General features: G+C 72.8%; 21 protein-coding genes. 5 read left to right on the forward strand and 16 right to left on the reverse strand.

The window, feature by feature from the left end:
• Positions 1-10: 10 nt before the first annotated feature.
• The 8 genes from ACGF4C_RS17215 to ACGF4C_RS17250 all read right to left on the reverse strand — a co-directional run bounded on the left by ACGF4C_RS17215 (position 11) and on the right by ACGF4C_RS17250 (position 6893).
• A complete protein-coding gene (locus tag ACGF4C_RS17215; RefSeq protein ID WP_393567059.1) occupies positions 11-460 on the reverse strand; it encodes a nitroreductase family deazaflavin-dependent oxidoreductase in 450 nt (149 codons plus the stop codon).
• Between the two features lie 261 nt (positions 461-721).
• Positions 722-2191 (reverse strand): SulP family inorganic anion transporter, encoded by a 1470-nt coding sequence (locus ACGF4C_RS17220; RefSeq protein WP_393567061.1) that lies wholly within the window; start codon positions 2189-2191, stop codon positions 722-724.
• Between the two features lie 17 nt (positions 2192-2208).
• Positions 2209-2811: a carbonic anhydrase gene (locus ACGF4C_RS17225; RefSeq protein WP_393567063.1), complete on the reverse strand. Its 603-nt coding sequence runs from the start codon at positions 2809-2811 to the stop codon at positions 2209-2211.
• A 92-nt stretch (positions 2812-2903) separates the two neighbouring features.
• Positions 2904-3323: a hypothetical protein gene (locus ACGF4C_RS17230; protein WP_393567065.1), complete on the reverse strand. Its 420-nt coding sequence runs from the start codon at positions 3321-3323 to the stop codon at positions 2904-2906.
• A gap of 145 nt (positions 3324-3468) precedes the next feature.
• Positions 3469-4749: an MFS transporter gene (locus ACGF4C_RS17235; protein WP_393567066.1), complete on the reverse strand. Its 1281-nt coding sequence runs from the start codon at positions 4747-4749 to the stop codon at positions 3469-3471.
• A gap of 13 nt (positions 4750-4762) precedes the next feature.
• Positions 4763-5275: a hypothetical protein gene (locus ACGF4C_RS17240; RefSeq protein WP_393567068.1), complete on the reverse strand. Its 513-nt coding sequence runs from the start codon at positions 5273-5275 to the stop codon at positions 4763-4765.
• A 45-nt stretch (positions 5276-5320) separates the two neighbouring features.
• Positions 5321-6559: a hypothetical protein gene (locus ACGF4C_RS17245; RefSeq protein ID WP_393567070.1), complete on the reverse strand. Its 1239-nt coding sequence runs from the start codon at positions 6557-6559 to the stop codon at positions 5321-5323.
• Between the two features lie 178 nt (positions 6560-6737).
• Entirely contained in the window at positions 6738-6893 is a 156-nt protein-coding gene (locus tag ACGF4C_RS17250; RefSeq protein ID WP_199816252.1) for a hypothetical protein, read from the reverse strand.
• Positions 6894-7322: 429 nt separating this feature from the next.
• Between ACGF4C_RS17250 and ACGF4C_RS17255 the strand changes: the two genes are divergently transcribed.
• The gene (locus ACGF4C_RS17255) at positions 7323-9035 is read left to right on the forward strand and encodes a hydrogenase maturation protein (protein WP_393567072.1); all 1713 of its coding nucleotides are present in this window, start codon (positions 7323-7325) and stop codon (positions 9033-9035) included.
• Positions 9036-9062: 27 nt separating this feature from the next.
• On the opposite strand, the gene ACGF4C_RS17260 is transcribed toward ACGF4C_RS17255, so the two are convergent.
• Positions 9063-9605, reverse strand: coding sequence for a winged helix-turn-helix domain-containing protein (locus tag ACGF4C_RS17260; RefSeq protein ID WP_393567074.1), 543 nt, complete (start codon positions 9603-9605; stop codon positions 9063-9065).
• A 988-nt stretch (positions 9606-10593) separates the two neighbouring features.
• Here ACGF4C_RS17260 and ACGF4C_RS17265 point away from each other — a divergent pair.
• The 3 genes from ACGF4C_RS17265 (at position 10594) to ACGF4C_RS17275 (ending at position 14056) form a co-directional block, all read left to right on the forward strand.
• On the forward strand, positions 10594-11556 hold the full coding sequence (locus ACGF4C_RS17265; protein WP_393567075.1) for a hypothetical protein: 963 nt from the start codon (positions 10594-10596) through the stop codon (positions 11554-11556).
• A gap of 119 nt (positions 11557-11675) precedes the next feature.
• Positions 11676-13127: an amino acid permease gene (locus ACGF4C_RS17270; RefSeq protein WP_393567245.1), complete on the forward strand. Its 1452-nt coding sequence runs from the start codon at positions 11676-11678 to the stop codon at positions 13125-13127.
• 71 nt (positions 13128-13198) lie between these two features.
• Positions 13199-14056, forward strand: a complete 858-nt coding sequence (locus ACGF4C_RS17275; protein WP_393567077.1) for a GNAT family N-acetyltransferase — start codon at positions 13199-13201, stop codon at positions 14054-14056.
• A 24-nt stretch (positions 14057-14080) separates the two neighbouring features.
• On the opposite strand, the gene ACGF4C_RS17280 is transcribed toward ACGF4C_RS17275, so the two are convergent.
• Positions 14081-14587, reverse strand: a complete 507-nt coding sequence (locus ACGF4C_RS17280; RefSeq protein WP_393567079.1) for a DinB family protein — start codon at positions 14585-14587, stop codon at positions 14081-14083.
• 131 nt (positions 14588-14718) lie between these two features.
• On the opposite strand from ACGF4C_RS17280, the gene ACGF4C_RS17285 reads away from it, so the two are divergent.
• Entirely contained in the window at positions 14719-15549 is an 831-nt protein-coding gene (locus tag ACGF4C_RS17285) for a family 16 glycosylhydrolase (RefSeq protein WP_393567081.1), read from the forward strand.
• A gap of 65 nt (positions 15550-15614) precedes the next feature.
• Here ACGF4C_RS17285 and ACGF4C_RS17290 read toward each other — a convergent pair whose 3' ends face one another.
• The 6 genes from ACGF4C_RS17290 to ACGF4C_RS17315 form a co-directional block, all read right to left on the reverse strand.
• The gene (locus ACGF4C_RS17290; protein ID WP_393567083.1) at positions 15615-16382 is read right to left on the reverse strand and encodes a trypsin-like peptidase domain-containing protein; all 768 of its coding nucleotides are present in this window, start codon (positions 16380-16382) and stop codon (positions 15615-15617) included.
• Positions 16383-16512: 130 nt separating this feature from the next.
• Complete coding sequence (locus ACGF4C_RS17295) at positions 16513-17349, reverse strand: polysaccharide deacetylase family protein (RefSeq protein WP_393567084.1); 837 nt, start codon at positions 17347-17349, stop codon at positions 16513-16515.
• Between the two features lie 44 nt (positions 17350-17393).
• Positions 17394-20195: a glycosyltransferase family 2 protein gene (locus ACGF4C_RS17300; RefSeq protein ID WP_393567085.1), complete on the reverse strand. Its 2802-nt coding sequence runs from the start codon at positions 20193-20195 to the stop codon at positions 17394-17396.
• Positions 20192-21526, reverse strand: coding sequence for a lipopolysaccharide biosynthesis protein (locus ACGF4C_RS17305; RefSeq protein ID WP_393567086.1), 1335 nt, complete (start codon positions 21524-21526; stop codon positions 20192-20194). Before ACGF4C_RS17305 ends, ACGF4C_RS17300 begins: the two co-directional genes overlap by 4 nt.
• Positions 21523-22854 (reverse strand): glycosyltransferase family 2 protein, encoded by a 1332-nt coding sequence (locus tag ACGF4C_RS17310; RefSeq protein WP_393567087.1) that lies wholly within the window; start codon positions 22852-22854, stop codon positions 21523-21525. Before ACGF4C_RS17310 ends, ACGF4C_RS17305 begins: the two co-directional genes overlap by 4 nt.
• Positions 22851-23681: a glycosyltransferase family 2 protein gene (locus ACGF4C_RS17315; RefSeq protein ID WP_393567088.1), complete on the reverse strand. Its 831-nt coding sequence runs from the start codon at positions 23679-23681 to the stop codon at positions 22851-22853. The genes ACGF4C_RS17310 and ACGF4C_RS17315 overlap by 4 nt, the downstream gene beginning before the upstream one ends.
• Positions 23682-23868: the final 187 nt, after the last annotated feature.

The raw sequence follows: 23868 nt of genomic DNA on the forward strand, positions 1-23868 counted from the left end.
ACCCGCGGCCTCAGTCGTGTTCCGTGGCCGCCGGCTCCAGCACGAACAACGGGATCTCGCGGGTCGTCTTCTTCTGGTACGCGTCGTAATCGGGGAACGCCTCGACCGCCCGCCCCCACCACACGGCCTTCTCCTCGCCGGTGACCTCACGGGCCGTCATGTCCCGGCGGACCGGGCCGTCCTGGAGCTCCACCCGGGGATCGGCGACCACGTTGTGGTACCAGAGGGGGTTCTTGGGCGCGCCGCCCAGGGACGCCACCACGGCGTACGTCCCCTCGTGCTCCACCCGCATCACCGGGGACTTGCGGATCCGGCCGCTCCGGGCGCCCCGGGTGGTCAGGACCACGACCGGCAGCCCACGGATCGTCGTGCCCCGCGTCCCGCCGGAGCTCTCGTACTCCTCGACCTGCTCCCGCACCCACGGCGTCGGGCTCGGTTCGTACTCACCCTGAAGAGGCATCCGCCCGTCCTCTCTCCCTGTACGGCGGTCATCGCACCGGCCGCGGCGCACCTCGGCCCGCGGCCGCCCTGACCTTCGCTCAACAACCGCGGCGGACGCAATCATCCCGGCCGCCCCGTCGTGTCCCGCCGCCCGGACCACCGCGGGACCTGACGACCGGGGCCCGGCCTCGCCCACCGCGGGACCTGACGACCGGGGCCCGGCCTCGCCCACCGTGCGGTGCGCGAAGCCGGGCCACAAGGACGGCAGTACGGCAGGACGTCAGGACACCAGCTCCACCGCCCGCAGGCTCCGGCGGTGCTGCTCTGCCCAGTTGGTCAGCGCCGCCTCACAGGCGTGGTCGAGATGGCGCAGTCCGCCGAGGTCCAGCTCGACGTCCCGGTGGTCGGGCAGCGCGTCGAGCTCGTCCAGGATCTTGGGCAGCCGCAGGAACGTGGCGTTCCCGACGGCCCGTACCAGCACCGGCTGCTCGGCGTCGTCCGGGGTGTGGATGTCCAGGTGGACGTGCGAGGTCTCCCAGGCCGTCTTCGCGATCGCCAGCAGCAGACCGATCAGCACCCCCTCGAACATGTTGACCGTGACGATGGCCAGTGCGGTGACCAGCAGCACCACGGCCTCCCCGCGGTGCTCGCGCCACAGCGGCCGCCACGACTTCCACGGCAGCAGCTTCCAGCCCGCGTGGATCAGTACGCCCGCCAGGGCCGCCACCGGGACGATGCCCAGCGCGGCCGGGAACGCCGCCGCGAACACCAGCAGCCACACCCCGTGCAGCACCCGCGACGCCTTGGTCCGCGCGCCGGCCTGCACATTGGCCGCGCTGCGCACGATGACCGCGGTCATCGGCAGCGCGCCGAGCAGGCCGCACACCGTGTTGCCGGCGCCCTGGGCCATCAGCTCCTTGTCGTAGTCGGTCTTCGGCCCGTCGTGCAGCCGGTCCACCGCCGCCGCGCTGAACAGCGATTCGGCCGAGGCGATCAGCGCGAAGGCGAGGACCGTGCCCAGCACACCGACGTCGGTGAGCCGGCCCAGGTCCGACATGCCCGGTGGCTGGATCGCGTCCAGCAGCCCGCTGACCCGGACCCGGGCGACCGGCAGGTCGAGCGCCCAGACCGCGGTGGTGGCGAGCGCCACCGCGACCAGCGGCGCCGGGAGCACCCGGGCACCGCGCCGCCAGCGCGGCCACAGGACCAGCACGGCGACGGTCCCGGCGCCGACCGCGAGCGCGGACAGCGCGGTGCCCGAGCCGACCGTGGCGGCGACCAGTGCCGGTACCCCGCCGATGTTGGCCAGTCCGCTGCCCGGCGCCTTGGCGTCCGTGAGGGCGTAGAGCTGACCGGCGATCAGCACCAGGCCGATGCCCGCCAGCATGCCCTGCACGACGGCGACCGAGATCGCCCGGAACCAGCGCCCCAACTTCAGGGCGCCCATGGTCAGTTGGAGCACGCCGGCCGCCAGCACCAGGGCGCCCAGCGCCCCGAGGCCGTACTCCTTGACGGCCTCGAAGACCAGCACCGTCAGGCCCGCGGCCGGGCCGCTGACCTGCAGGCTGCTGCCGGGGAGGAGCCCGGTGAGCAGACCGCCGACGACACCGGTGACCAGGCCGAGTTCGGCCGGTACGCCGGAGGCGACGGCCACCCCGACGCACAGCGGGACGGCCACCAGGAAGACCACCAGGGAGGCGGCGAAGTCGGCCCGGAAGGTCCCCGAGCGGGAGGAGAGCAGTCGTTTCATCGTCGTCACCCCCGCGCTCACAGCGGAAGGAACAGGTCGGAGGCCGGGTGGTGGGACACGACCAGGCCGGTGTGCACTTCGTAGAACCAGCCGTGCAGCTTCACCTCGCCGACCGCCAGCCGCTCCTGTACGCAGGGGTACTCGCGCAGCCGGTCGAGCTGCTGGCGCACGTGCTGCTGCACGGCGGCGGCCACCGTCGGCTCGGGGTCCTCGGGCAGTTCGTCGGAGAGTGCCTGGGCCAGCCAGTCGCGTACGGCCGGCGCGCCGGTCAGGTCCTCGCCGCGGGCCTTGGCGCCGACCGCGCCGCAGTGCGAATGACCGCAGACCACGATGTCGGCGACGCGCAGGACCCGCATCGCGTACTCGATGGTGGCGGCCTCCGCGCAGGCCGCCATGTCCTCGCGGTAGACGGGCACGGCATTGCCGGCGGTGCGCAGTTCGAAGAGTTCGCCCGGGCGGGCCCCGGTGATCAGGGACGGTACGACCCGGGAGTCGGAGCAGGTGATGAAGAGGGCGAGGGGGGACTGGCCGGCCGCCAGCCGGCCGTAGGTCTCCTGCTCCTCCCGCCGCTCGGCGATACGGGCCGTCAGGCCCCGGGCATGCTGGATGAAGGTCTCCACGAGGAGGTCTCCTGCTGATGAGTGGTGCCACTGTGGGGTGGTGGCGGGAACGTACGGGATGCGGCTGGTGGAGCAAGCCACCACGGCCGCGCTCAGCAGCGGAAGACGCAGTGCAGGACGGGGAACGGGGCCGGTCTTGAGGCGGCCCGGGTGGAGGTGCCCGCGGCCGGGCCGCCGGACCCGCCGGCGGACCGCAGCGCCGGGCCGTCGGGGCCGGACGGCGGCAGCGGACGGCCGGCGTGCCGCGGCACGCCGACGGAGCTACGGGTGGTCCCCCGGGGGGCGCCGCGCTCGGCGTCCCGTTTGGTCTTCTCCTCGTCGGAGTCGGAACCGGGCTTGACGGCGGGCGGGGCGCCCGCGGGCTTGGCGGCGGGGGCGGCGAACGTGGCGGTCGCACCGGCACCGGCGGCCGCCGCACCCAGCAGGAACGCCAGTACCACGGCGACGGCGAGCAGCGGGACCCGGAGCAGGCCGCGCACCGGTATGCCGGGTGTGCCGCGGTCCTTCCGCATCCTCGCCCCCCGTCGCAGGTCCATACGCCTACAGCCTTCCCTCACAGTGCAGCATCCAGGTTTCCGGAATGAAAACGAGAAATGACGCCATGTTTCGAGATTTCCCCCGGTGCACCCGCGCACCATCCGCCGCGCGTACGGGAGTTCACGACCGCTCCGCTTCCGTACCGGCGGCCGCCGGTGCCGCGCGGACGGTGCGCGGCACCCGGGCCGACCAGCCCACGGCGGGCACGACGGCCAGCGCCAGAATCCCGCCGGCCAGCGCCAGGGCCGGGTACCCGCCCGCCGCCACGACCAGCCCCGACGACAGTCCGCCGGCCGCACCGGCGCCCGCGATACCGACGTCGACCAGGCCCTGGACCGCGGCCCGCCGCTCGGGCGGCAGGGCGTCGGTGACCAGGGCCGTGCCGCTGACCAGCCCGGCGTTCCAGCCCAGGCCGAGCAGCACCAGGGCCGTGGCGAGCAGCGGCACCGCGTGCGGCGGTGCCGTCGCGGCGAGCACACCGGCCGCCAGCAGCAGCGGACCGGACGCGGCGGCGATCCACCGCCGGCCGTACCGGTCGACGAGCAGCCCGGTGAGCGGCGAGGGCAGGAACATGGCCGCCACGTGCAGCGCGATGACCAGCCCGGCGGACTGAGGGTCCGACCCGTGCGCCAGCATGTGGACCGGCGTCATCGTCATCACCGCGATCATCACCAGCTGGGTGAGGACCATGACCGCGGTGCCGGCCACCAGGCCGCGCCGTTGGGCATCGCTCCCCGGGCGGCCGCTCGCCGGAGCGGACGGTGCGGCATCCGCCCGTTCCGGCGCGGCGGCCAGGCGCGCGGCCAGCCGGAGCGGGTCGGGCCGCAGCAGCACGGCCAGCACCAGCGCCGCCGCGGCGAACGCCACGCAGGCCAGCATGAACGGCCCGGCCAGCCGGGGGATGCCCCAGGACCGCGCGAGGTCACCGGTCCAGGTCACCAGGTTGGGCCCGGCCACCGCGCCGAGCGTGGTGGCGAACAGCACCGTGCTCACCGCCCGCCCGCGCCGCGCGGGGGAGGCCAGATCGGCGCCCGCGTAACGCGCCATCAGATTGGTCGCGGTACCGGCCCCGTAGACCAGCAGGGACCCGCACAGCAGCACGGGGTTCCCGACGGCGGCCGCCACGACCACCCCGAGGCTGCCCAGCGCCCCGGTGCCGTAGCCGAGGGCGAGGCCGGGGCGCCGGCCCCAGCGGCGGCACAGCCGGCCGATCCCGGCCGCGCCGCCCGCGGCTCCCGCGGTGAACAGTGCACTGGGCACACCCGCCAGCCCGGTCGAGCCGAACATCTCCTCGGCGAGGAGCGCCCCGACGGTGATGCCCGCGGCGAGCCCGGCCCCGCTGAGGACCTGGGCCACCACCAGGACGGCCAGGATGCGCCGTTGTTCCGGCCTTTCGCGCATGATCCGCGGTCCCCTATACCGGTGCCGGCGGCTTCAGCGCCGAGATGTCCGCGAGCGTCATCCCCAGCTGCTCGTGGAGGAAGCGCACGATCGTCCAGTGCGGCAGCGCCCCCTCGTCGAACGGCCCGAACTCCGCGCAGTACAACGGGATCCAGCGCAGCGCCTCCTCGAGGACCTGCTCGCGGCCCGGCTCCTGCTGATAGTCCTCGTAGGCGATGCTGCGGTGCTCGATGAAGTACCGCCCGGGCAGCCGCTGTTCGCACAGGGCGCGGTATTCCCGGGTCTGCAGGATGAGGTAGTGCCAGATCTCGTCGATGTCCTGCTCGACCGGGAGGAAGAGGCCGCCGAGCCGGTCGCGGTACCGCGAGACGAGGAAGAGGTAGCGCAGGGCTTCGGTGACCTGCCGCGCCACGAACTCCCGCGGGGCCTCGCCGCGGGCGGCGAAATGGTCGGTGACCTCCGTGTGCAGTGCTTCCCCGAGCAGCTCCCGGAGGGCGTCGGCGGATATCGGCGGGCGGCTGGTCATGGGTCTCCTGTGCGGTGCGGACGGGCGGGTGGGAGGGGGTGCGCCTCAGTCGGCGTCGACGAGCCAGGCGTACTTGCCGGATTTCCCGATGGGGAGGTGGGCGTGGTGCACCGGCCGGCAGCGCCGCCCGGTGAGCTCGCCGACGGCGTCCGCCAGCGCGGCGGACCCGTCGGCCCCGAGGGGTGTGCCGTGGAAGGTGGTGTACGCCAGCAGGGCCTCGCCGGGGCCGGTCAGCTGCAGTTGGTGCAGGAACACGTCCGGGGCCAGCTCACCGAGGCACCGGTCGAGGTCGCCCTGGGCGACCGGCCCGTTCCGCGTCGGCAGCAACTCCTTCCGGCGGCCGCAGAATTGGGCGATCCGGTCCGGGTCCGGCGTGCCGTCCAGGGTGCGCACGCAGTCGCCCGAGCGGTAGCGGATCAGCGGCATGAAGGGATTGCGCACGCTGGAGACGACGAGTTCGTGGATCGTGCTTCCCGGGGCGACCGGATGGAGTTCCACGGTCATCCCGTCCAGGTACGGCCGGTATCTGCCGCGCCGGTCGCTGAAGTAGAGGTAGCCCAGCTCGGTGCTGCCGAAGAGGTCGATGACCGGGCAGTCGAAGTGCTGTGCCAGGAAGCGCCGGACGTTGACCGGGGTGTACTCGTAGGCGTGCACGATGCTGGCGGGCGGCGGGAAGTCGTCCCACAGCCCCCACTCCCCGACCTTCCGCAGCAGATGCGCCAGGTGGTACCCGGAACAGTCGAGGTGGTACTGGCCCTGCGGATGCGACTGCCGGGCCGCCTCGATCTCCCGGAGCATCCGCACCACCTCGTCGCGCTCCCACCGCGCGGGGTCGAGCCGCAGGTTGAGGTAGCAGGTGCGGTCGTCCAGCCACCGCTCCTCGAAGGAGGGCACCTGCGCCGGCGGGACGCCGCGCCGGGCCGCGCCGACCCGGGCCACGTGCTCGGTCGCCAGCACGGTGGTGAGCGAGACCCGCCGGCAGCCCGACTCCCAGGTCCCGGCGATGTCCGGATGCTCGCTCCACAGCCGGTAGTAGGAGTGCAGCAGGAAGTACGGGGGCCGGATCAGCTGCATCCGGGCGTGGTTGGTGCCCGTGGAGAGCACGTATTCCGCCTCCCCGGCCTCCAGGGCCGCGGCCAGCCGGGGGGTCATCCAGTTCTCGGGGAAGCCGCGGGCGAGGTCCGGTTTGTCGAGGACCGGGAAATAGCCCTTCGCCAGCGATGCGCGGTAGAGCGGGATGTCGCGGATCTGCTCGATGACCTCGGCGGTCGGCTGACCATCCATGGAACCCTCGTCATGGCTCGGAGAAGAACGGAGAAAGACGGCGAAGAAACGGCGAAGAAACGGCGAAGAACGGTGAGTGTCCCCGGCGGGACGGGTGCGGCGCCCGGGAGCGGGCCGGCGGCGGGGGAAGTGCCGCTGCCGTGGCCCGCTCCCGGGCGCCGGGGAGTGCCGGGACGGGTCAGGAGATACAGCCGGCCTTCGGGGCGGCACTGATGCAGCCGGCCTTGGGTGCGGCGCTGATGCAGCCCTCCTTCGCCGCCTGCGAGGCGGAGTTGGCGGCGAGCCAGCTGCGCCACACGTCGTCCTGGGCCATCTTCTTGATGAGCTGCTCCATGGGAACCTCCGTGAGAGTGCGGAAGACGGTCCGGCAACGGCGCTGACCTGCGCCGATGCCGCACACAGAAAGTAAAAGGCTGGCCAAGCAAATGTCAATGAAAGGCAATGGAGGGGCGGTGCGAAGCGGCCGCGGCGCGCCAACTTTGGCGGGATACCGCCGAGCTGACCGCCGGCCCGGAACTACCTGACGGGCAGTCAGTTCCGGTCGTTCGGCCGATCCCGGTCGTTCGGTCGGTCCCGGTCGCTCAGGCAGGCCCGGCCCGCGCGGACGGGGAGGGGGCCAGGCCCGGCGCATTGCGCCATCCGGCCGTCGCCGATCGGGGGACCTGCCGGGCGGGCGCGCGGTCCGCGGCCGTGCCCGGGGAACGCTCACCACCGGCCACCCCGGCCCACCGCACACCGGTTGCCGCACCAGGGGAGTGAAGCTGTGCACATTCTGCTCATCGCCGGCGCCTTCAACAGCCTGACCCAGCGCGTCCATGCCGAACTCGGCGACCGCGGCCACCGGGTGGGCGTGGAACTGGTGACTCCGCGGACCCCGCTGCCCGATGTCGTACGCCGCCACGCCCCCGACCTGATCGTGGCGCCCATGCTCACCACGGCCGTCCCCCGGGAGGTGTGGTCGGCCCACACCTGTCTGATCGTGCACCCCGGCCCGGTCGGCGACCGCGGCCCGTCCTCCCTGGACTGGGCGGTGCACCTGGGTGCGGACACCTGGGGCGTGACCGTCCTGCAGGCCAACGACGAGATGGACGCCGGCGACATCTGGGCCTCGGCGAGCTGCCCGGTCCCCGAGGTGGGCAAGAGCGACCTGTACCGCAACGAGATCGCCGACGCGGCCGTCGAGGCGGTGCTCACCGCCGTGGAGCGCGTCGCCTCCGGCACCCACCGCCCGCAGCCCCAGGCCACCCTGCCCGCGAGTGCACGCACCGGCCGCCCCCGGCCGCCGTTCCGCCAGGATCTGCGCCGGATCGACTGGCGCGCCGACCCCACCGCCACCGTGGTACGCAAGCTCCGCGCCGCCGACTCCCGGCCCGGCGTACGGGACGAACTCCTCGGCTCCACCTGGATGTTGCACGGCGGCCATCCCGAGGACACCCTGCGCGGGCGGCCGGGTGAACTTCTCGCCACCCGGGCCGGCGCGATCTGCCGGGCGACGGCCGACGGCGCGGTGTGGATCCCCGAACTCCGGGCGCCGCGCCGGCCGGGGGAGCCCGGCACCGTCAAGCTTCCCGCCACCCTCGCCCTCGGCGACCGCCTGCCACCGCTCCCCGAGGTCCCGGCCCCGCTCGACCGGGGCGACGCCCCCCGTACCTGGAGCGACATCCGCTACCGCGAGGAGGGCCCGGCCGGTTTCCTCACCTTCTCCTTCCCCGGCGGGGCGATGAGCACCGACCACTGCCGGCGGCTGCTCGCGGCCTACCGCCACGCCTGCACCCGGCCCACGTCCGTGCTGGTCCTCGGCGGCCGCCGGGACTTCTTCTCCAACGGCATCCACCTGGGCGTGATCGAGGCCGCGGCCGACCCCGCCGAGGAGTCCTGGGCCAACATCCACGCCATGGACGACCTCGTGGAGGCCGTGCTGACCACCACCGACCGGCTGGTGGTCGCCGCGGTCGGCGGCAATGCCGCGGCCGGCGGGGTGATGCTGGCGCTCGCCGCCGACGAGGTGTGGTGCCGCTCGGCCGCGGTGCTCAACCCGCACTACCGGCTGATGGGGCTCTACGGCTCGGAGTACTGGACCTACACCCTGCCCCGCCGGGCCGGGCGCGAGGCGGCCGAACGGCTCACCACACGCGCCCTGCCGCTCACCGCCGCGACCGGGCAGCGGCTCGGTCTGGTGGACCGGACCGTCGACTGCGCCGCGCAGGACTTCACGGCCCGGACCACCGAACTGGCGCGGCGGCTGGCGGCCTCGTCGGCGGTCCAGTCGCGGATCGCCGCCAAGAAGGACGCCCGGGAACGGGACGAGGCCGAGCGGCCGCTCGCCGCCTACCGGGAGCACGAACTCGCCCGTATGCACCGGATCTTCTTCGACCCGGACCAGCCGTACCACGCCCTGCGCCGGGCGTTCGTCCGCAAGGAGCCGGCGGACGGCACCCCGGCGCATCTCAACCCCGCTGTTCCCGCCGGTGGTTGAGGTACGGCGCAGGGGTGCCGGCCGTCGTCAGGGAGTGGGAGCGGGCTGGTACTTGTATCCGATGCCGAAGACCGTGCGGATCGAATCGCGCAGGCCCGGCCCGAGGCGGCGGCGCAACCGGGCGATGTGCACGTCGACGGTACGGGTGCTCGACTGACAGCTCGGCCAGACCGCGGCCATCAGCTGTTCCCGGGTGAAGGCCCGCTGGGGATGCCGGACGAGGTGCGCGAGCAGATCGAACTCGAGCTTGGGCAGGCCGAGTTGGCGGCCCTTGATGAAGACCGTGCGGGCCGCGTTGTCGATCTGGATCGGCTCCGGGCGGGGGGCCGGCGCGGCCGCCGGCTCCTCGGGACGGGGCGGGTTCTCACCCGGCGGGGCCAGGATGATGTGAACCTCGTCCGAGGGCAGCCGGTGCACCGAGACGGGCTCCAGGGAGTGCAGGGTCAGTTGCCAGGTGCCGTCCGGGAGCCGGTCGACCGCCAGGGGTGGCCCTTCGCCGGGCCCGGCCGTCACCGGGCGGCCGAAATCGGCTTCCGGTCGCAACGCAAGCGGGGTCGTCGAGGAGTTCATAAACATGATCTGGGCCCATTCCTCTTGCAAAGCAGGCGTGTACGGACAGACATGGCGGTGCTCGACGTTCGAAGGGTGCTGAGGTGCTGTGCAGCCATCGCGACGTTGATCCGGTGGTGGGGCGTGGTGGCGAACAGGCACGTGGGAGGCGGCTGCGCCCAACGGGGGCAATCGCTCCGTCCGTGCCACGAGAACGTTCGCGCCCATGCCCGTACTCGGCCATGGCGTGGTGCGTGACCACGGCCTCCGGTCGGAACGAACGCTACATGTGATCGCGCGCTTCCGGAAAGTAGCTTCCGCTAATTTCGGTTGCTCTTGGGTCGAATCCATGCTTGGGGTGCGCCAACTCCCTTGGCGAAAGCGTGGGTTGTGACCGGCCCGGGACGTCGTTTCGTTCAACGAAGGTGCGAAAAATTGCCGCAATCTGAGGGGTCGTCATCAGTGTGGGAGTCGTTTGCGCCTGGAAGCACGCCGCGAAGACACCCGGAGCGGTCTCCGTGCCGTGCTCGCGCCGACTTCTCGGCCCGGAGCGGGTTCCGGTCCGGCATGGCCGGAAATCGCGGGCGAACTGGCCGAGAGGCGGGGGGCGTCGGCGCGCGGGTGGGTCCGGCCCGGCGGATCGGTGGTCGTCGCGGGGCGTCGAACAGGGGAGTCGGGCGCGATACGGAGGGGTAGGGCGTCGACGGCCTCCACTTGTGGAGGGTGGGTGAACGCCTGAATATGCCAATTAAATGCGCTGCGGCCGCAGGGCGGTCAAAGTGAAGCGGTCTTCGGTAAGTTGGCCGGAAAGTGGTTTCCTCTTCAATCTCTTTCTCCGGGGTCAGAGCAAAAGGGTGCGGAACCAGATATTCCAGGCGACTGTTTTCCTGGCGAGTTGATGATGAGTAGGGTGTGGCCCGCTGCTGCTCGACCGGTGGCAGGGCCAGCTGAATTCGGCGCGGCTGGAATGCGGTGTGGCGGATGACGCCTTCGTGACCGGGAGGGGACCATGGCGGCCGGCTCTTTCGAGGGGCAGTACGTGTGGAGTCCGGCGGCCGACGACCGGGCGCTGGCCCGGGCATGCATGGACGTCACCGCCGGGCGGTACCTGAGCGCCCACGACGTCCTGAAGGAAACCCGCGACGATTTCGAGGTCCGCGCCCACCGCTCGCTCGTCCTGGCCTCCGTCGCCGCCGACTCGGACCTCGCCGAACGCTGGCTGGCCGAGGAGCCCGGCCCGGAGGCCGCCCTGCTCTGGGCCCGGGTGGCCATGCTGCGGGCGCTGCGGATGGCCGACGCCGGCGCCGGCGACCGGCGGCAGGGCGCGCTGGCGCGGATCGCCCGGACGGCGTGCGACCGGGCCGCGAAACTGCTGCCCGAGGACCCCACCCCCTGGGTCGCCCAGCTGGCGCTGACCCGCCTCGACCGCCCCCTGGACCCCGCGCCACAAGGTTTGCTGACCGCGCCGGCCGGCCCCTGGTACCTCTTCGCCCACATCCTCCGGCTCGACCCCTGGCACCGCGAGGCGCACCACCGCTTCCTGTCCTTCTTCTTCCCCCGCTACGGCGGTTCGTCCAGCGCGAGCTGGGACGTGGCCGCGTTCCTCAGCCAGCGGGCGCCGGCCACCTCGGCGCTCCGGCTGCTGCCCCTGGTGGCCCTGGTCGAGGACTACAACCCCGCGGCGCCGCTCGCCGACCACACCTGGGAACAGCCCCAGTGGATCAGCGCGGCGCTGAGCATCCACCGCAATTGGCTGCCGGAGGTGCCCGGCTACCGCTTCACTCCGGTACTCGATCTGGCCTACCTGGCACATGCGTTGTACATGGCGAAACACGAATTCGAGGCGCGCGAGGTCCTCACGGCGATGGGGCCGTACGCCTCCCGTATGCCCTGGAGTGCATTCGGCGATCCGGCGGAGCAATTGTCGAAAGCCAGACGTTCCTGCGGTCTTCCGGTACCGCACGACACCTGACGCAGGAAATTCCCCCCAGAAAGGTTGCGGTTGTGTCCGAGCGCACCTCAATAACCCGCTCGAAATCCCCCCGCCCGGCCGACCCGGCCACTCTCGACGATGACGCCACACTGCACGCCATGGGCTATCCGCGGAAACTCACCCGGAGATTCCGCGCGTTCGACAATTTCGCCATCTCGTTCACCATCATCAACATCATCTCCGGGATCTTCTCGTCCTTCGGATTCGGCATGAACGCGGGCGGGCCGCGGATCCTCGTCCTCGGCTGGATCGGTGTGTCGGTCATGGTGCTGTTCGTCGGCGCCGCGATGGCCGAAATCGCCTCCGCCTACCCGACCAGCGGCGCGCTCTACTTTTCGGCCGGCAAGCTGGCCAAGCGGCACCAGGGCGCCTGGTCCTGGTACACCGGCTGGCTGAACTTCGTCGGCCAGGTCGGCGGCACCGCCGCCACCAACTTCGCGGCCGCCACCTTCATCCAGGCGTTCCTCGCGATGCAGTGGCCGTCCTACACGCCGACGCCGCAGCAGACCGTGCTCATCACCGCCGCCATCCTGCTCGTCCAGGCGCTCGCGAACACGTATACCGTCCGGCTCGTTGCACTGGTGAACCGGATTTCCGTCTGGTGGCTGCTGATCGGCATGGTGGTGATCGTCGGGGCGCTCACCTTTGTTCCGGACCAGCACCAATCGCCCGCGTTCGCCACCCACTTCGTCAACAACACCGGCTTCACCAACGCGATGTACGGCGGAATGCTGGGTCTGCTCGTCACCAGCTGGACCTTCACCGGTTTCGACGGCAGTTTCCACATGTCCGAAGAAACCGTGAAGGCGACGGTCAACGCACCCCGCGGCATCATGCGGTCCATCACCTACTCCGCGATCACCGGGCTGATCCTCATGCTCGCCCTGGTCTATGCGATTCGCGACTACGGCCACGCGGCGGGCGCCGAGGCGCCGCCGGTGCAGATTCTCATCGACGCGCTCGGCCAAAGCACCGCCAAGTTCCTGCTGTTGATCGTCATCGGCGCGATGCTGTTCTGCGGGCTCGCCAACATGACCAGCAATACCCGGCAGATCTTCGCGTTCTCCCGGGACGGGGCGATGCCCGGCTCCCGCTGGTGGCATTCGGTCTCCACCCGCACCCGGACGCCCGTCAAGGCGGTCTGGCTCGCGGCGGCCTGCCCGCTCGTGCTGGTGGTGCCCGGCTGGTGGTCGCACACCGCCTTCACCGCGGTGGTGAGCGTCAACGTCGTCGGGCTCTTCCTCGCCTACGCCGTGCCGATCTTCCTGCGGCTGCGGCTGGACGACTTCCAGGCCGGGCCGTGGCACCTGGGCCGTTACGGCAAGCCGGTCGCGGCGATCGCGGTGATCTGGATCCTGATCAGCAACGTGCTCTTCATGCTGCCGCAGGCGTCCCCGATCACCCCCGACTCCTTCAACTACGCGCCGCTCGCCCTGGCCGTGGTGCTCGTCATCGCCACCGTCTGGTGGTTCGCCACCGCCCGCCGGCGCTTCCAGGGCCCGGTCAGCTACGGCCGCCCGGACGAGGTCGCCGCGATGGACCTGATCTAGGACACCAGGGACCTGATCCCCTGCCGCCCCGACTCCCGCTGCCCCCACCGGAAGGGACCCGATCACCCGTCATGCCCGCCACCGATGAACTCACCGTCACCACCGCCACGCCGGACGACTGGCAGCAGGTGGTGCAGTGGGCCGCCGACGAGGAGTGGAACCCCGGCCGCGAGGACACCGCGTGCTTCCACCCCACCGACCCGGACGGCTTCTTCCTGGGCCGCCGCGGCAACCGGCCGGTCTCCGCGGTCTCCGTCGTCAACTACTCCGCGTCCTACGCCTTCCTCGGCCACTACCTCGTCCACCCCGACCTCCGCGGACAGGGCCTGGGCCTTTCGACCTGGCGCGCCGCCGTCCCGCACGCCGGGACCCGGACCGTCGGCCTCGATGCCGTCCCGGCCCAGCAGGCCACCTACCGGCGCGCCGGATTCATCCCCGCCTACGAGACCGTCCGCCACGGCGGGCGGCCCGACCGTGACGGCACCCCGCCGCCGCCCGAGGTCGTCCCCGTCACCGGCTCCCACCTCGACGCGCTCGCCGGCTACGACCTGCGCTGCTTCCCCGCCGACCGGCGCCGCTTCGTCACCCGCTGGCTGACCGCCCCCGGCCACACCGCCCGGGCGTATCTGCGCGACGGTGAGATCGCCGGCTACGGGGTGCTGCGCCCGGCCCGCACCGGGCACCGCATCGGCCCGCTCTTCGCCGACACCGACCGGGTCGCCGAGGCGCTCTTCGACGCCCTGGTGGCCACCCTCGCCCCCACCGACGAGGTCTTCCTCGACATCCCCGGCCCCCGGGCCGGTGCCCACGCCCTGGCCACCGGCCGCGGCCTGACCCCCCGCTCCCACACCGTCCGCATGTACACCGGCCCGGTCCCCCCGACGGACCAGCACCGCACGTACGGCGTAACGAGCCTGGAACTGGGCTGACCGGCCACCGGGCGCCCGGACGGTTCAGGCGCCCACGGTGCCGTCGATGCCCTCGCGGAGGAAGTCCGCGTGGCCGTTGTGGCGGGCGTATTCGTGGATGAGGTGGAGCATGACCAGGCGGAGCGAGACATGTTCGCCCCAGCGGGGCTGGTAGCCCGTGACGTCGAGGGACGGGGCCTGCTGCTCGATGCGGCGGGCGTGCGCCACCTCCTCCTGCCAGGCGGCGAACGCCTCGGCGCCGGTGGAGCCGTTCGGGTCGTAGGCCGCCTGGTAGTCGCCCTCGGCGGACCAGACGAGCGGGAGGTCCTCGCCGTTGATCACCCGGCGGAACCAGGTGCGCTCCACCTCGGCCATATGGCGTACCAGGCCGAGCAGTGTGAGCGTGGAGGGCGGCATCGAGCGGCGGCGCAGGTCCTCGTCGGACAGGCCCTCGGCCTTCATGGCGAGGGTCGCGCGGTGGAAGTCGAGGAAGGCGCGCAGGGTCTCCCGCTCGCCGGCGCGTAGGGGCGGGGAGATGCGTTCGGTGGTCATGCCGGTCCTTCGGGAGGCGTCAGGAGGGGGGTGGCCGGGGCCTCCGGGCGGCGGAGCGGGAAAGTAGCGGACCGTCCCGGTCTGGGGGACGATCTTCGTGAGTGCTCCGTAGCGCGCCGGGGAGGCGGCCGATGGGATCTTCCCGAGTGGTGCGGGCCGCCGCAAGCCTTTTTCTGGTGCTCGCCGCCGCCGCGGGCTGCGGCCATGACGGCGGGACGTCCGCCCGGCCGCGGGGCCCGCAGGGCCCCGGGCCCTGGCACCAGGTCTTCGCCGACGACTTCAGCGGCGACCGGCTCAACCCGGCCAGGTGGACCACGTGTTACGACTGGAACCGGGGCGGGTGCACCAACCGCGGCAACGACGAGCTGGAGTGGTACCGGCCCGGGCAGGTCTCGGTCGGCGGCGGCCGGCTCACCCTGACCGCCCGGCGGCGGACGACCCGGGGGACGGACGGCCGCGACTACCCCTGGACCTCCGGCATGGTCTCCACCGGCCGCAGCTCCTGGAACGCCCGCCCGCGCGCCGTCTTCACCTACGGCTATTTCGAGGCCTCGGTGCGCATCCCCGCGCAGGGCGGGATGCTGCCGGCCTTCTGGCTGATGCCGGCCTCGCGGTTCACGCCCCCCGAGATCGACATCGCCGAGGTGCTGCAGACGCCCCGGCGGATCGACATGACGGTGCACTGGCGGGGGCCGGACGGCGGGGAACGGGCGACCGCGGGCAGTTTCGGGCCGGTGGACTTCCCGGCCGGTCACCATGTGTTCGCGCTGAACTGGGAACGTGACGCGCTCAGCTGGTACATCGACGGTGAGCTCAGGTTCCGGGTGACCGACCCCGCGAAGATCCCGCACGTGCCGATGGAGCTGCTCTTCACCCTCGCGGTCGGGTTTCCCGAGCTCCCGCCGCCGGACGTGCACCTGGCCCGGATGTCGGTGGACTGGGTGCGGGTCTGGCAGCACTGAGCCGGTGGCGGCACGGGCCCGGACCCACGACGCCCGCCGGGCGGGCCCGTGCGCTCCGGGCGGGCTCAGGTGGCGAGGTGGAAACCGGCGCCGACGCCGCCGTGGGCGTTCATCTCGTCGAGGATGCCCAGGATCGGCGAACTGTGCTGGGCGCCCCAGGCGTTGCCGACCAGCGTGTGGCCGTCGACCACGGGGGAACCGGAGTCACCGCCGTCGGTCCAGATGAGGTGGGTGAACCAGATGTCGTGGGTGCCCAGCTTGATACCGCAGGTCAGGCCGGTGCGGTGGCCTTCCTTGCACATCCGGGTGCCATTGGCGGGCGGGGCGCCGAGGGAGGTGATGGTGACGCCGCCGACCGTGCTGGTCGGCGCGACCCGGCTCTCGTCCAGCTTGATCACCGCGTAGTCCAGGCCCTTGGGGCCGGAGTTGAGCAGGTTGTTGGGGGTGCTGACGTAGGTCACCGTGCCGATGACGCCGGTGTCCAGGTCGGGGCGGCTGTCGGCGAGCGGCGCGGGGGAGAAGGCCGTCCCGGAGGGGGAGCGGTCCCGGTAGACCTTCTCGCCGACCAGTTTGTTGCCCGCCTCGTCGATGAAGCAGTGGGCGTTGGTCAGGGCCACGAGATTGCCGGCCGCGTCCCGGCCGACCGCGGTGAGCGTGCAGACGTAGAAGCCGGTGGGCTCCTCGGGGGTCGGCTGCAGCCGGAAGATGATCCCGGTGCCGCCCCCGACGGCCGTACGGGTGTCCGCGCTCGCGGACGGGGCGGTGACGAGGGACAGGGTGGCCAGGAGGAGGGCGAGGCCGAGGGCGCGTAACGCGCGTAAGCGACGTGACATGAAAACACTTCCCGTGCGGGGCCTGGAGGGCCGGGCGACGATGTCGGCTCCAGCCAACCGCTGAACGCGCTCCGCGGGGAGGCAATCATCCACTTTGGACTATGTGAGGTGCGTCACCCTGCTGGGTGTGTCATGCCGTTTCCCGTCGCAGCGTGCCGGATTCCGACGGCCCGCCGACCGGCCGGCCGAGCAGGGCGCGGGTACGGCGGTACAGGCGCCAGCCCGTCGTACGGAAGGACTCCCCGGCGGGATTCACCGGCGCGCCGCCGCCGTGCACCCACTGGGTGAACTGCTCCGGCCGGGTGTCCGCCCGGACCATCAGGCGGGGGATGCGCATCGGGTCGCGGTCGGCCGTGGCGTGGGCGTTGCGGACCGCGCAGGACGAGGTCCAGCCCGCCTCCCGTACCGTGCGGCGGACCGCACCGCTGGAGTAGCCGTGCGGATAGGCGAAGGCGTAGACGGGGTGGCTGAGCGCGTCCTCCAGCCGCCGCTTGCAGTCGACGACCTCGTGCCAGACGCGCTGCGCGGGCACGGCGTCCAGCTGGGGGTGGGTGACGGTGTGGCCGCCGATCTCGATGCCGAGCGCGTCCAGGGTGGCGATCTGCCGCCAGCTCAGCATGGCGGCGGGCGGCAGCAGACTGCCCTCCGGGGCGCCGCCGGGCGGATGCACGGCACCGGTGGTGATGAACACCGTTGCGGGCAGGGCGCGTTCGGTGAGCAGCGGTGCCACCGACCAGTAGAAGTCCGCGAAGCCGTCGTCGAAGGTCAGCACCGCGCAGCGGGCGGGCAGCGCGGGCCCGCCGCGGATGGCCGCGACCAGCCGGCGCAGCGGGACCACGGTGAGCCCGGCGTCCGCGATGCGGTCGAGCTGCTCGGTGAAGGCCCGCGGGGTGACCGTGTACGGCGCGATCCAGGGCGGCGGATCGCTGGTCACCGAGTGGTAGAGGAAGACGGGCACGGCACTCATGACCGGTGTCCTTTCGGGACCCCCGTGTGGATCCGGAAGTGCTCTCAGGAACCTCCTGCAGTGCGCTCCGGCAGGATGCGGTAGATGACCGCGTCGGCGGTGCGGTGGATGACGGGATAGTCGGAGCGGTGCGCCAGTGCGCTCCGCAGATGGGCGAGGGTGCTCGGCGGCAGCGCTCCTGTGGCGGTGACCTGGGCCTCCTGGGCCCGGTTGAGGATCAGGTAGGCCGGGCGCGGCGGTCCCGCGCCGGCCAGCACGTGCAGCTCGCCCGCGGGGTCGCTGCGCACCTGCCACTGGTCGCCGGGCGCCGCCTCGGACAGCCAGATCCGGTCGTGGTACTCGTAATCGTGGTAGGCGTACGGGAAGTTGTCCGAGGCGCCGATGATCAGCGAGCCCTCCGGGGCGTGCGTGGCGAGCCACTTGGCGGCCGAGGTCTCCGAGGTGGTGAAGTAGTTGACGTTCTCCTTGCCGAAGTACGCCAGGGAGAGCGCGCCGAACAGCGCCACCAGTACCACCGGCACCGCCGCGGCCCGTACCCGCCGCAGCGCGCGGCGCAGGCCGCGGCCGCGGGACGGGCTCAGCAGCGGGGGCAGCAGCAGCGCCGCGGCGCCGAACGCGGTCGCGGGCAGCGCGAACAGGTACACCCGGAAGATCATCTCGCCGCCGTAGCTGTTGGCCACGGCCCAGGGCAGCGGCGCCACCGCGAGCCACGGCAGGGCGGTGCGCCGCAGCGAGGGCCGCACCAGCACCGCCAGCCCGGCGAACACGAAGACCACCGCGGACAGGATCCGGTCGGCCCAGGCGACCATCACCTGGCCGCTGGTGGCCCCGGACAGGCCGATCAGCCCGGACCCGGCGTTCGACTCGGGCGTGGTCAGGCCGCTGATCAGGTTGTTGAGGTTCTCCTCCAGGTACGGCCGCGCCGCGGTCATGTCCCAGGCCAGCGTCAGCGCCAGCGCGACCAGCAGCACCGGCAGCGCCACCCGGCGGTTGCGGCGGGGCAGGGACAGCAGGAGCAGCGAGCCGATCAGCATCGCCGGGGTGAGCGGATGCGACACGACGATGGTGACGATCGCGAGCAGCACCAGCACCGCCCAGCCCAGCGGTGGCGGGCCCGCCCGCGGTCGGCCCGGCCGCGGGAGGCGGTGGACGACGGCCGCGATGACGCACACGTACAGCAGGAAGGCGAACGCCTGCGGCGAGAAGTAGTCCTGGCCCACCCACGAGCAGCTGAAGAAGAGGAAGGCGCCGCCCCAGACCAGCCGCCGGCTGCGGGTGAAGGAGCGGTACAGCGCCAGCAGCGGGACCACCAGCGCCACGTTGATCAGCAGCGGGAACCAACTGGCGTAGGAACCGGGCGACTTGAGGCCGATGTGGCTGACGAAGAGGTCGTTGGCCCAGAAGAAGCCGGGCCAGCGGGCGTAGATGGACAGCCGGCCGGCCGCCGTGGGCAGGGTGCCGGTGTCCAGCAGGACGTCGGTGACCGCGACGTGCTTCCAGGCCCAGGAGTAGCGCAGTTCGGGGTAGAGCACCAGCGGGGTGGCGTGCAGGAAGGTGATCAGCGCCAGCACGTAACCGGCGTGGTGCAGGGCGCGGGTGCGCCGGTCGGACAGCGCGGCGCAGAAGCCGAGGCCGATCAGCACCAGCCCGGCCCAGTAGGTGACCGGCAGGACCTGCACCAGGCCCAGGTCGCTCATCGCGCCGAGGTCCACCCCGCGCAGGGAGAACAGCCACAGCAGCAGCGCGGCGGGCAGGGCGAGCAGCGCCAGGGCGCGCAGGGCGGCCTGGGCGCGGGTGCGTTCCATGGGGCGGCGCAGCCGGCCGACGGCGTAGCCGAGGACCGTGGCGGTCACCCCGGTCGCCAGCGCCGGCACGGTGCGCGGCGGTGCCTCGCCGCCCGGCCGCAGCCCGTCGGCGACCGCGGCCGGCAGGGTGTGGCGCAGGTAGGTGCGTTCGCTGGCCAGCGCCGGGCCGGCACCGGCGTGCCGGGCGACGGCCGCCTTCGACAGCCCCTCCGCGTAGCACCGGGCCCGGAAGTACGCGCGGGTGGTGCGGGCGGCGGGCACGTGGTGGCGGACCGCGGCGGCCGGCTCGTACAGCAGCTTCCCGTCGGGGTTGCGGGCCGCGACCCGCAGGCACAGTTCGGTCTCCTCGCAGCCCAGCGGGCGGGTGCCGATCCGGCCCAGGTCGGTGCGGAAGCCGCCGGCGGCCACTATCTCTGCGCGCCGGAAGGACATGTTGGCGCCGATGAAGTTCCGTACCGGCGCGCGGTGTTCGGGCAGCCCCTGATAGGAGCAGCCGACCACCCAGTCGAACTCGTGGGGGAACCAGGCGGGCCGGCCGGTCTCCCACAGGGGGCGGACCAGCCCGCCGACGCCGAGCACCCGCGGGTCGTGGTAGGTGGCGAGCAGCCGGGCGGTCCACTCCGGGTCGGCCGCCGCGTCGTCGTCGAGGAAGGCCACGATGTCGCCGTGCGCGGCCCGGACCCCGGTGTTGCGGCCGCCGGAGAGCCCCTGTGCCTCGGCGTTGGGCAGCACCCGTACGCCGGGCAGCGCGAGCTCGGCCCGCCGGGCCAGCTCGGGGCAGTGGTCGACGACCAGCAGGATCTCGTCGGCCGGGTGGTGCTGGAGCTGCACCGAGTGGACCGCGTCCAGCAGTTGCTCCCAGCGGGCCAGGGTGTAGGCGCAGATGACGACGGTCAGGCTCGGTCCGGTGCGGGCCGCCTCCGCGGTCCGCACCCCGCCCGGGGGCGCGGTCGCCGGCGCGTTGCCGCACAGCGTGCCGAGCACGAAGCGGACCGCCTGGAGCAGACCGGAGACGACGAGGCGGAATCCGATCGCGTTCATCGCGGGCTCCTTGCGGGGGACGGCAGCCAGCGCGGCAGCGTGATCAGCAGCGGCAGGGCGAGTGCGCATTCGGCCAGCAGCCAGGCGGCGCCGACCCCGGTGATGCCGAAGGGCGGGATCAGCCGGACGGTCAGGCCCAGCACCAGGGCGCACAGCGCCGCCTGGAGCGCGACGGCCCAGGCCAGCCGGCGGCGGGCGCGCGCCACGTCGATGGCCACGTTGAGCAGCAGGTTGGGCAGGGCGGACAGGGCCAGCAGCCGCAGCACGCCGGTGGCCTGGTCGGCGTACTCGGCGCCGAACACCGACAGCAGCCAGGGGGCGATGACGACGAGGGCGAGGACCGCGGCGGCCAGCGGCGGACCGGTGTGCCGCAGCACCCGGCGGCCCAGCTCGCTGATCCGGGCGGGGTCGTGCGCGGCCTCGACCAGCAGCGAACTGCCCATGTTGTAGGTCGCCAGATAGAGGGTGTACGCGATCACCCACGACAGGGAGAAATAGGCGTTGCGGGCGCCGCCCAGGGTGTCCAGCACGATCAGCGGCACGATGTTGTAGGCGGACAGCCGGAAGAGGGCACCGCCGTAGTCCGTGGCGGCGTAGCCGAGCAGCCGGGGCGGCATCCGCCCGTCGGCGTGCGCCCGTTCGTGGGCCGGCACCGCCCGCCGCAGCAGCACGTAGTTGGCGACCAGGAGCGAGACGGCCAGCGCCCCGGCCCACGACAGCAGGATGCCGGAGCTGACCGCCCAGCCCGCGGCCAGTGTCAGCACCAGGACCTTGACCACCGCGAACACCGCGTTCTCGCCGAGCACCCAGTGGGCCCGGCGGACGCCGGTCAGCGCCCCGTCCTGCACGATGAACAGCGCATAGCCCATCGTGCCCGCCACGAAGAACGGGGCGATCAACGGGCCGCGCAGGAAGCCCAGTCCGGGCGCGACCAGCGGCACCAGGACGAGGAAGGCGCCGGCCAGCAGCCCGGCGCACAGTCCTGCCGCGGCGTAGCTGCGCAGCAGCAGCCGCCGGGTGTGCCGGCCGGCCGACGGGACGAACCGCACCAGCACGTCGCAGAGGTTGAGCTGCCCGAAGCCGGCGAGCAGGGTCACCGCGGAGATCACGGCGTACGAGCGGCCGACGGTCTCCGGGCGGTACCAGGACGTGGCGAGCACCCAGTAGAACGCGCCGACCGCAGCCGTCATCAGCGAACTGGCCACCAGCACATGGCCGTTGCGCAGCAGCGGCTCGTAGTGGAGCGCTTGGCCGACCCGCCGGCGCAGTACGACCAGGTAGGGCGCGGCGGGCAGGTCCGCGACGCCCGGGGGAGCGGTGTGCGGGGTCATGACGGTCCCGTTCCGGCGGTCGCGGCGCGGTGGGTGGCGCGGACGCTGCGCAGATAGCCGACCGGTCCGTAGAGCATGCCGCGCAGCTCCAGCAGGGACAGCCGGGCCGGCCAGGCGCCGGCCGGCGCCGAGCGGTCCTGGGCCCGGCCGACGGCGTGCCGGATGCCGCCCGGCAGCCGGCGCAGCAGGGCGGGCAGCGCCCCGGGGCGGTGCCGCAGCGCGGCGGCCAGGAAGGCGCCGAACCCGGCGCCGTAGCCGAACGCCTGGGCCGGCAGGGCGTCCGCCTCGCGGCGGTGCCGGTGCCAGATGACGGCGTCCGGCCGGTAGACGATGCGGTGCCCGGCGGCCAGGACGAGGAAGAAGGCCAGCAGGTCGTCGCCGCCGTGCGCCGGGGTGCCGGTGCCGGTCGACGGGTCGAAGCCGCCCAGCTCCCGCAGCACGTCGGTGCGGAAGGCCATGTTGGCGCCGGAGCCGAACTGCCCGGCGGTGAACGGGAAGAGCGGATCGGCGGGCGGCTCGGCCAGTGACCAGCTGCGCGGGGCGAAGCCCTTGCCGAAGCCGCCGTGGAACTCCAGCGCGGACTGTGCCGCGGTCGCGAGTTCGGCGGGCACGATCAGCCCGGTGACACAGCCGACTGCTGCCCCGCCGTCGCGTGCCCCGCCGTCGTCGAAGGCGCGCTCCAGGGCGTCCAGCCAGCCGGGGTCGGCCAGGGTGTCGTCGTCGGTGAAGGCGCAGATCCGGCCGCGGGCGGCCCGCAGTCCGCGGTTGTGCGCCCGGGCCAGGCCCGCCATGGATTCCCTCACATACCTGACCCGGGACGGATAACGGTCACGCACCAGCCGCTCGGCGGCGTCGTCGCGCGGCGCGTTGTCGACCACCACGATCTCGTACGAGGGATGCCGGCTCCGCAGCAGCGAGTCCAGGCACTGGCGCAGCATCCCGGGACGGTTGTGGGTGGCGACGATGACGGTGACCACGGGCGGTGCGGCCGCTCCCGGGCCCCGGGCCGGACGACCGGGACCGGTCCGGGGTGCCTCCGGGGCGGCCGTGGTGGTCAGTTGGCGATGCGCGGCTTCGGCCAGCGCGTGGTACAGGCCGGTGGTGTCCCCGAGCACACCGTGGGCGCTGACCATGCCGAGCGGGTGTCCTTGCAGCCGCACCAACGCCAACACGCGTCCACCCGGGGCGGCGGCCGGTGCGCCGCCGGGTGAGCGCAGCTCACCGGGCGCCGCCAGGTCCAGCTCGACGACATGAGCGGGGGTGTAGAGCGAATCGCGGGCGGCGAGACCGGGGCAGGCCGCTGCGGTGCGCGGACCGAGGCCGTTCATCGCTTCCCCGCTCCCAGGGGTGCTGTGCGCCGGCCACCGGGGCGTTCGGCGAGCAGCGTCCGCAGCACCCGGCGGCCGTCGGAGACGGCATGCAGATGCGAGCGCCCGCTGCGGCGGGGAAGTTCCAGGCTGGGCACTTCGGCGATGCGGAGTCCCAGCCGCAGTGCGTGGGCGATCAGTTCCGCCTCGATCTCGAACCCGGGCGCCTGCGGGTGCAGGTCGTCGAGGAAGGTGCGGCGGAAGGCGCAGAAGCCGTAGCACAGATCGGTCAGGGTGACGTGGTAGATCCGGTTGACGACGGTGAGCAGCGCACGGTTGCCCAGCGAGCGCACCGGGGTCAGGTCGAGCGAGCCGCCGCCGCCGATGAAGCGGGAGCCCTTGACGAAGTCGAAGCCGTTGTCGAGGAAGTGCACGAAGTGCGGGATCTCGCCGGGCCACATGCTGCCGTCGGCGTCCATCATGACGATGTATTCGCAGGTCGCGGCCAGGAAGCCGGTGCGCAGTGCGTCACCCTTGCCGTGGCCGGTCTGCTGGACCACGTGGACGGACGGCAGGCAGTGCGCGGCCATCCGCACGGTCGCGTCGTCGGACGCGCCGTCGACCAGGATCACCTCGTCGACGGAGGGCGGGATCTGGTTGAACACCCACGGGACGTTGCGGGCCTCGTTGTGCGCCGGAATCACCAAACTGACGGTGTGTGAGATCGGTGGGAGGTCGCTGTCGCGCCGCATCGGGAGCGGACTGGTGATGCGGTCGCTGGAGCGGCGCAGCGGACGCCCGCCGTCGACGGTGCGCTGGATCATGCCCGAGGGCAGGGTGGTACTCATGAGCGTGCCTCACGAAGCGGCAACGGACGCCCGGGCCGGAAAGCCGCAGGACGTACCGGAAGATGAGGGGCGTACACCGGCGGCGCTGCCGCCGGGGCCTGTTCGAGAAGGCGCGGTACACCCGCGAACCGAAGGAGAACGAGCTGCGGGGACGCGACGCAGGAGTGCCTCGGTGAGGAACTCGGTC

Source organism: Streptomyces sp. NPDC048197 (genome assembly GCF_043202395.1).
GTDB classification, from domain to species: domain Bacteria; phylum Actinomycetota; class Actinomycetes; order Streptomycetales; family Streptomycetaceae; genus Streptomyces; species Streptomyces siderophoricus.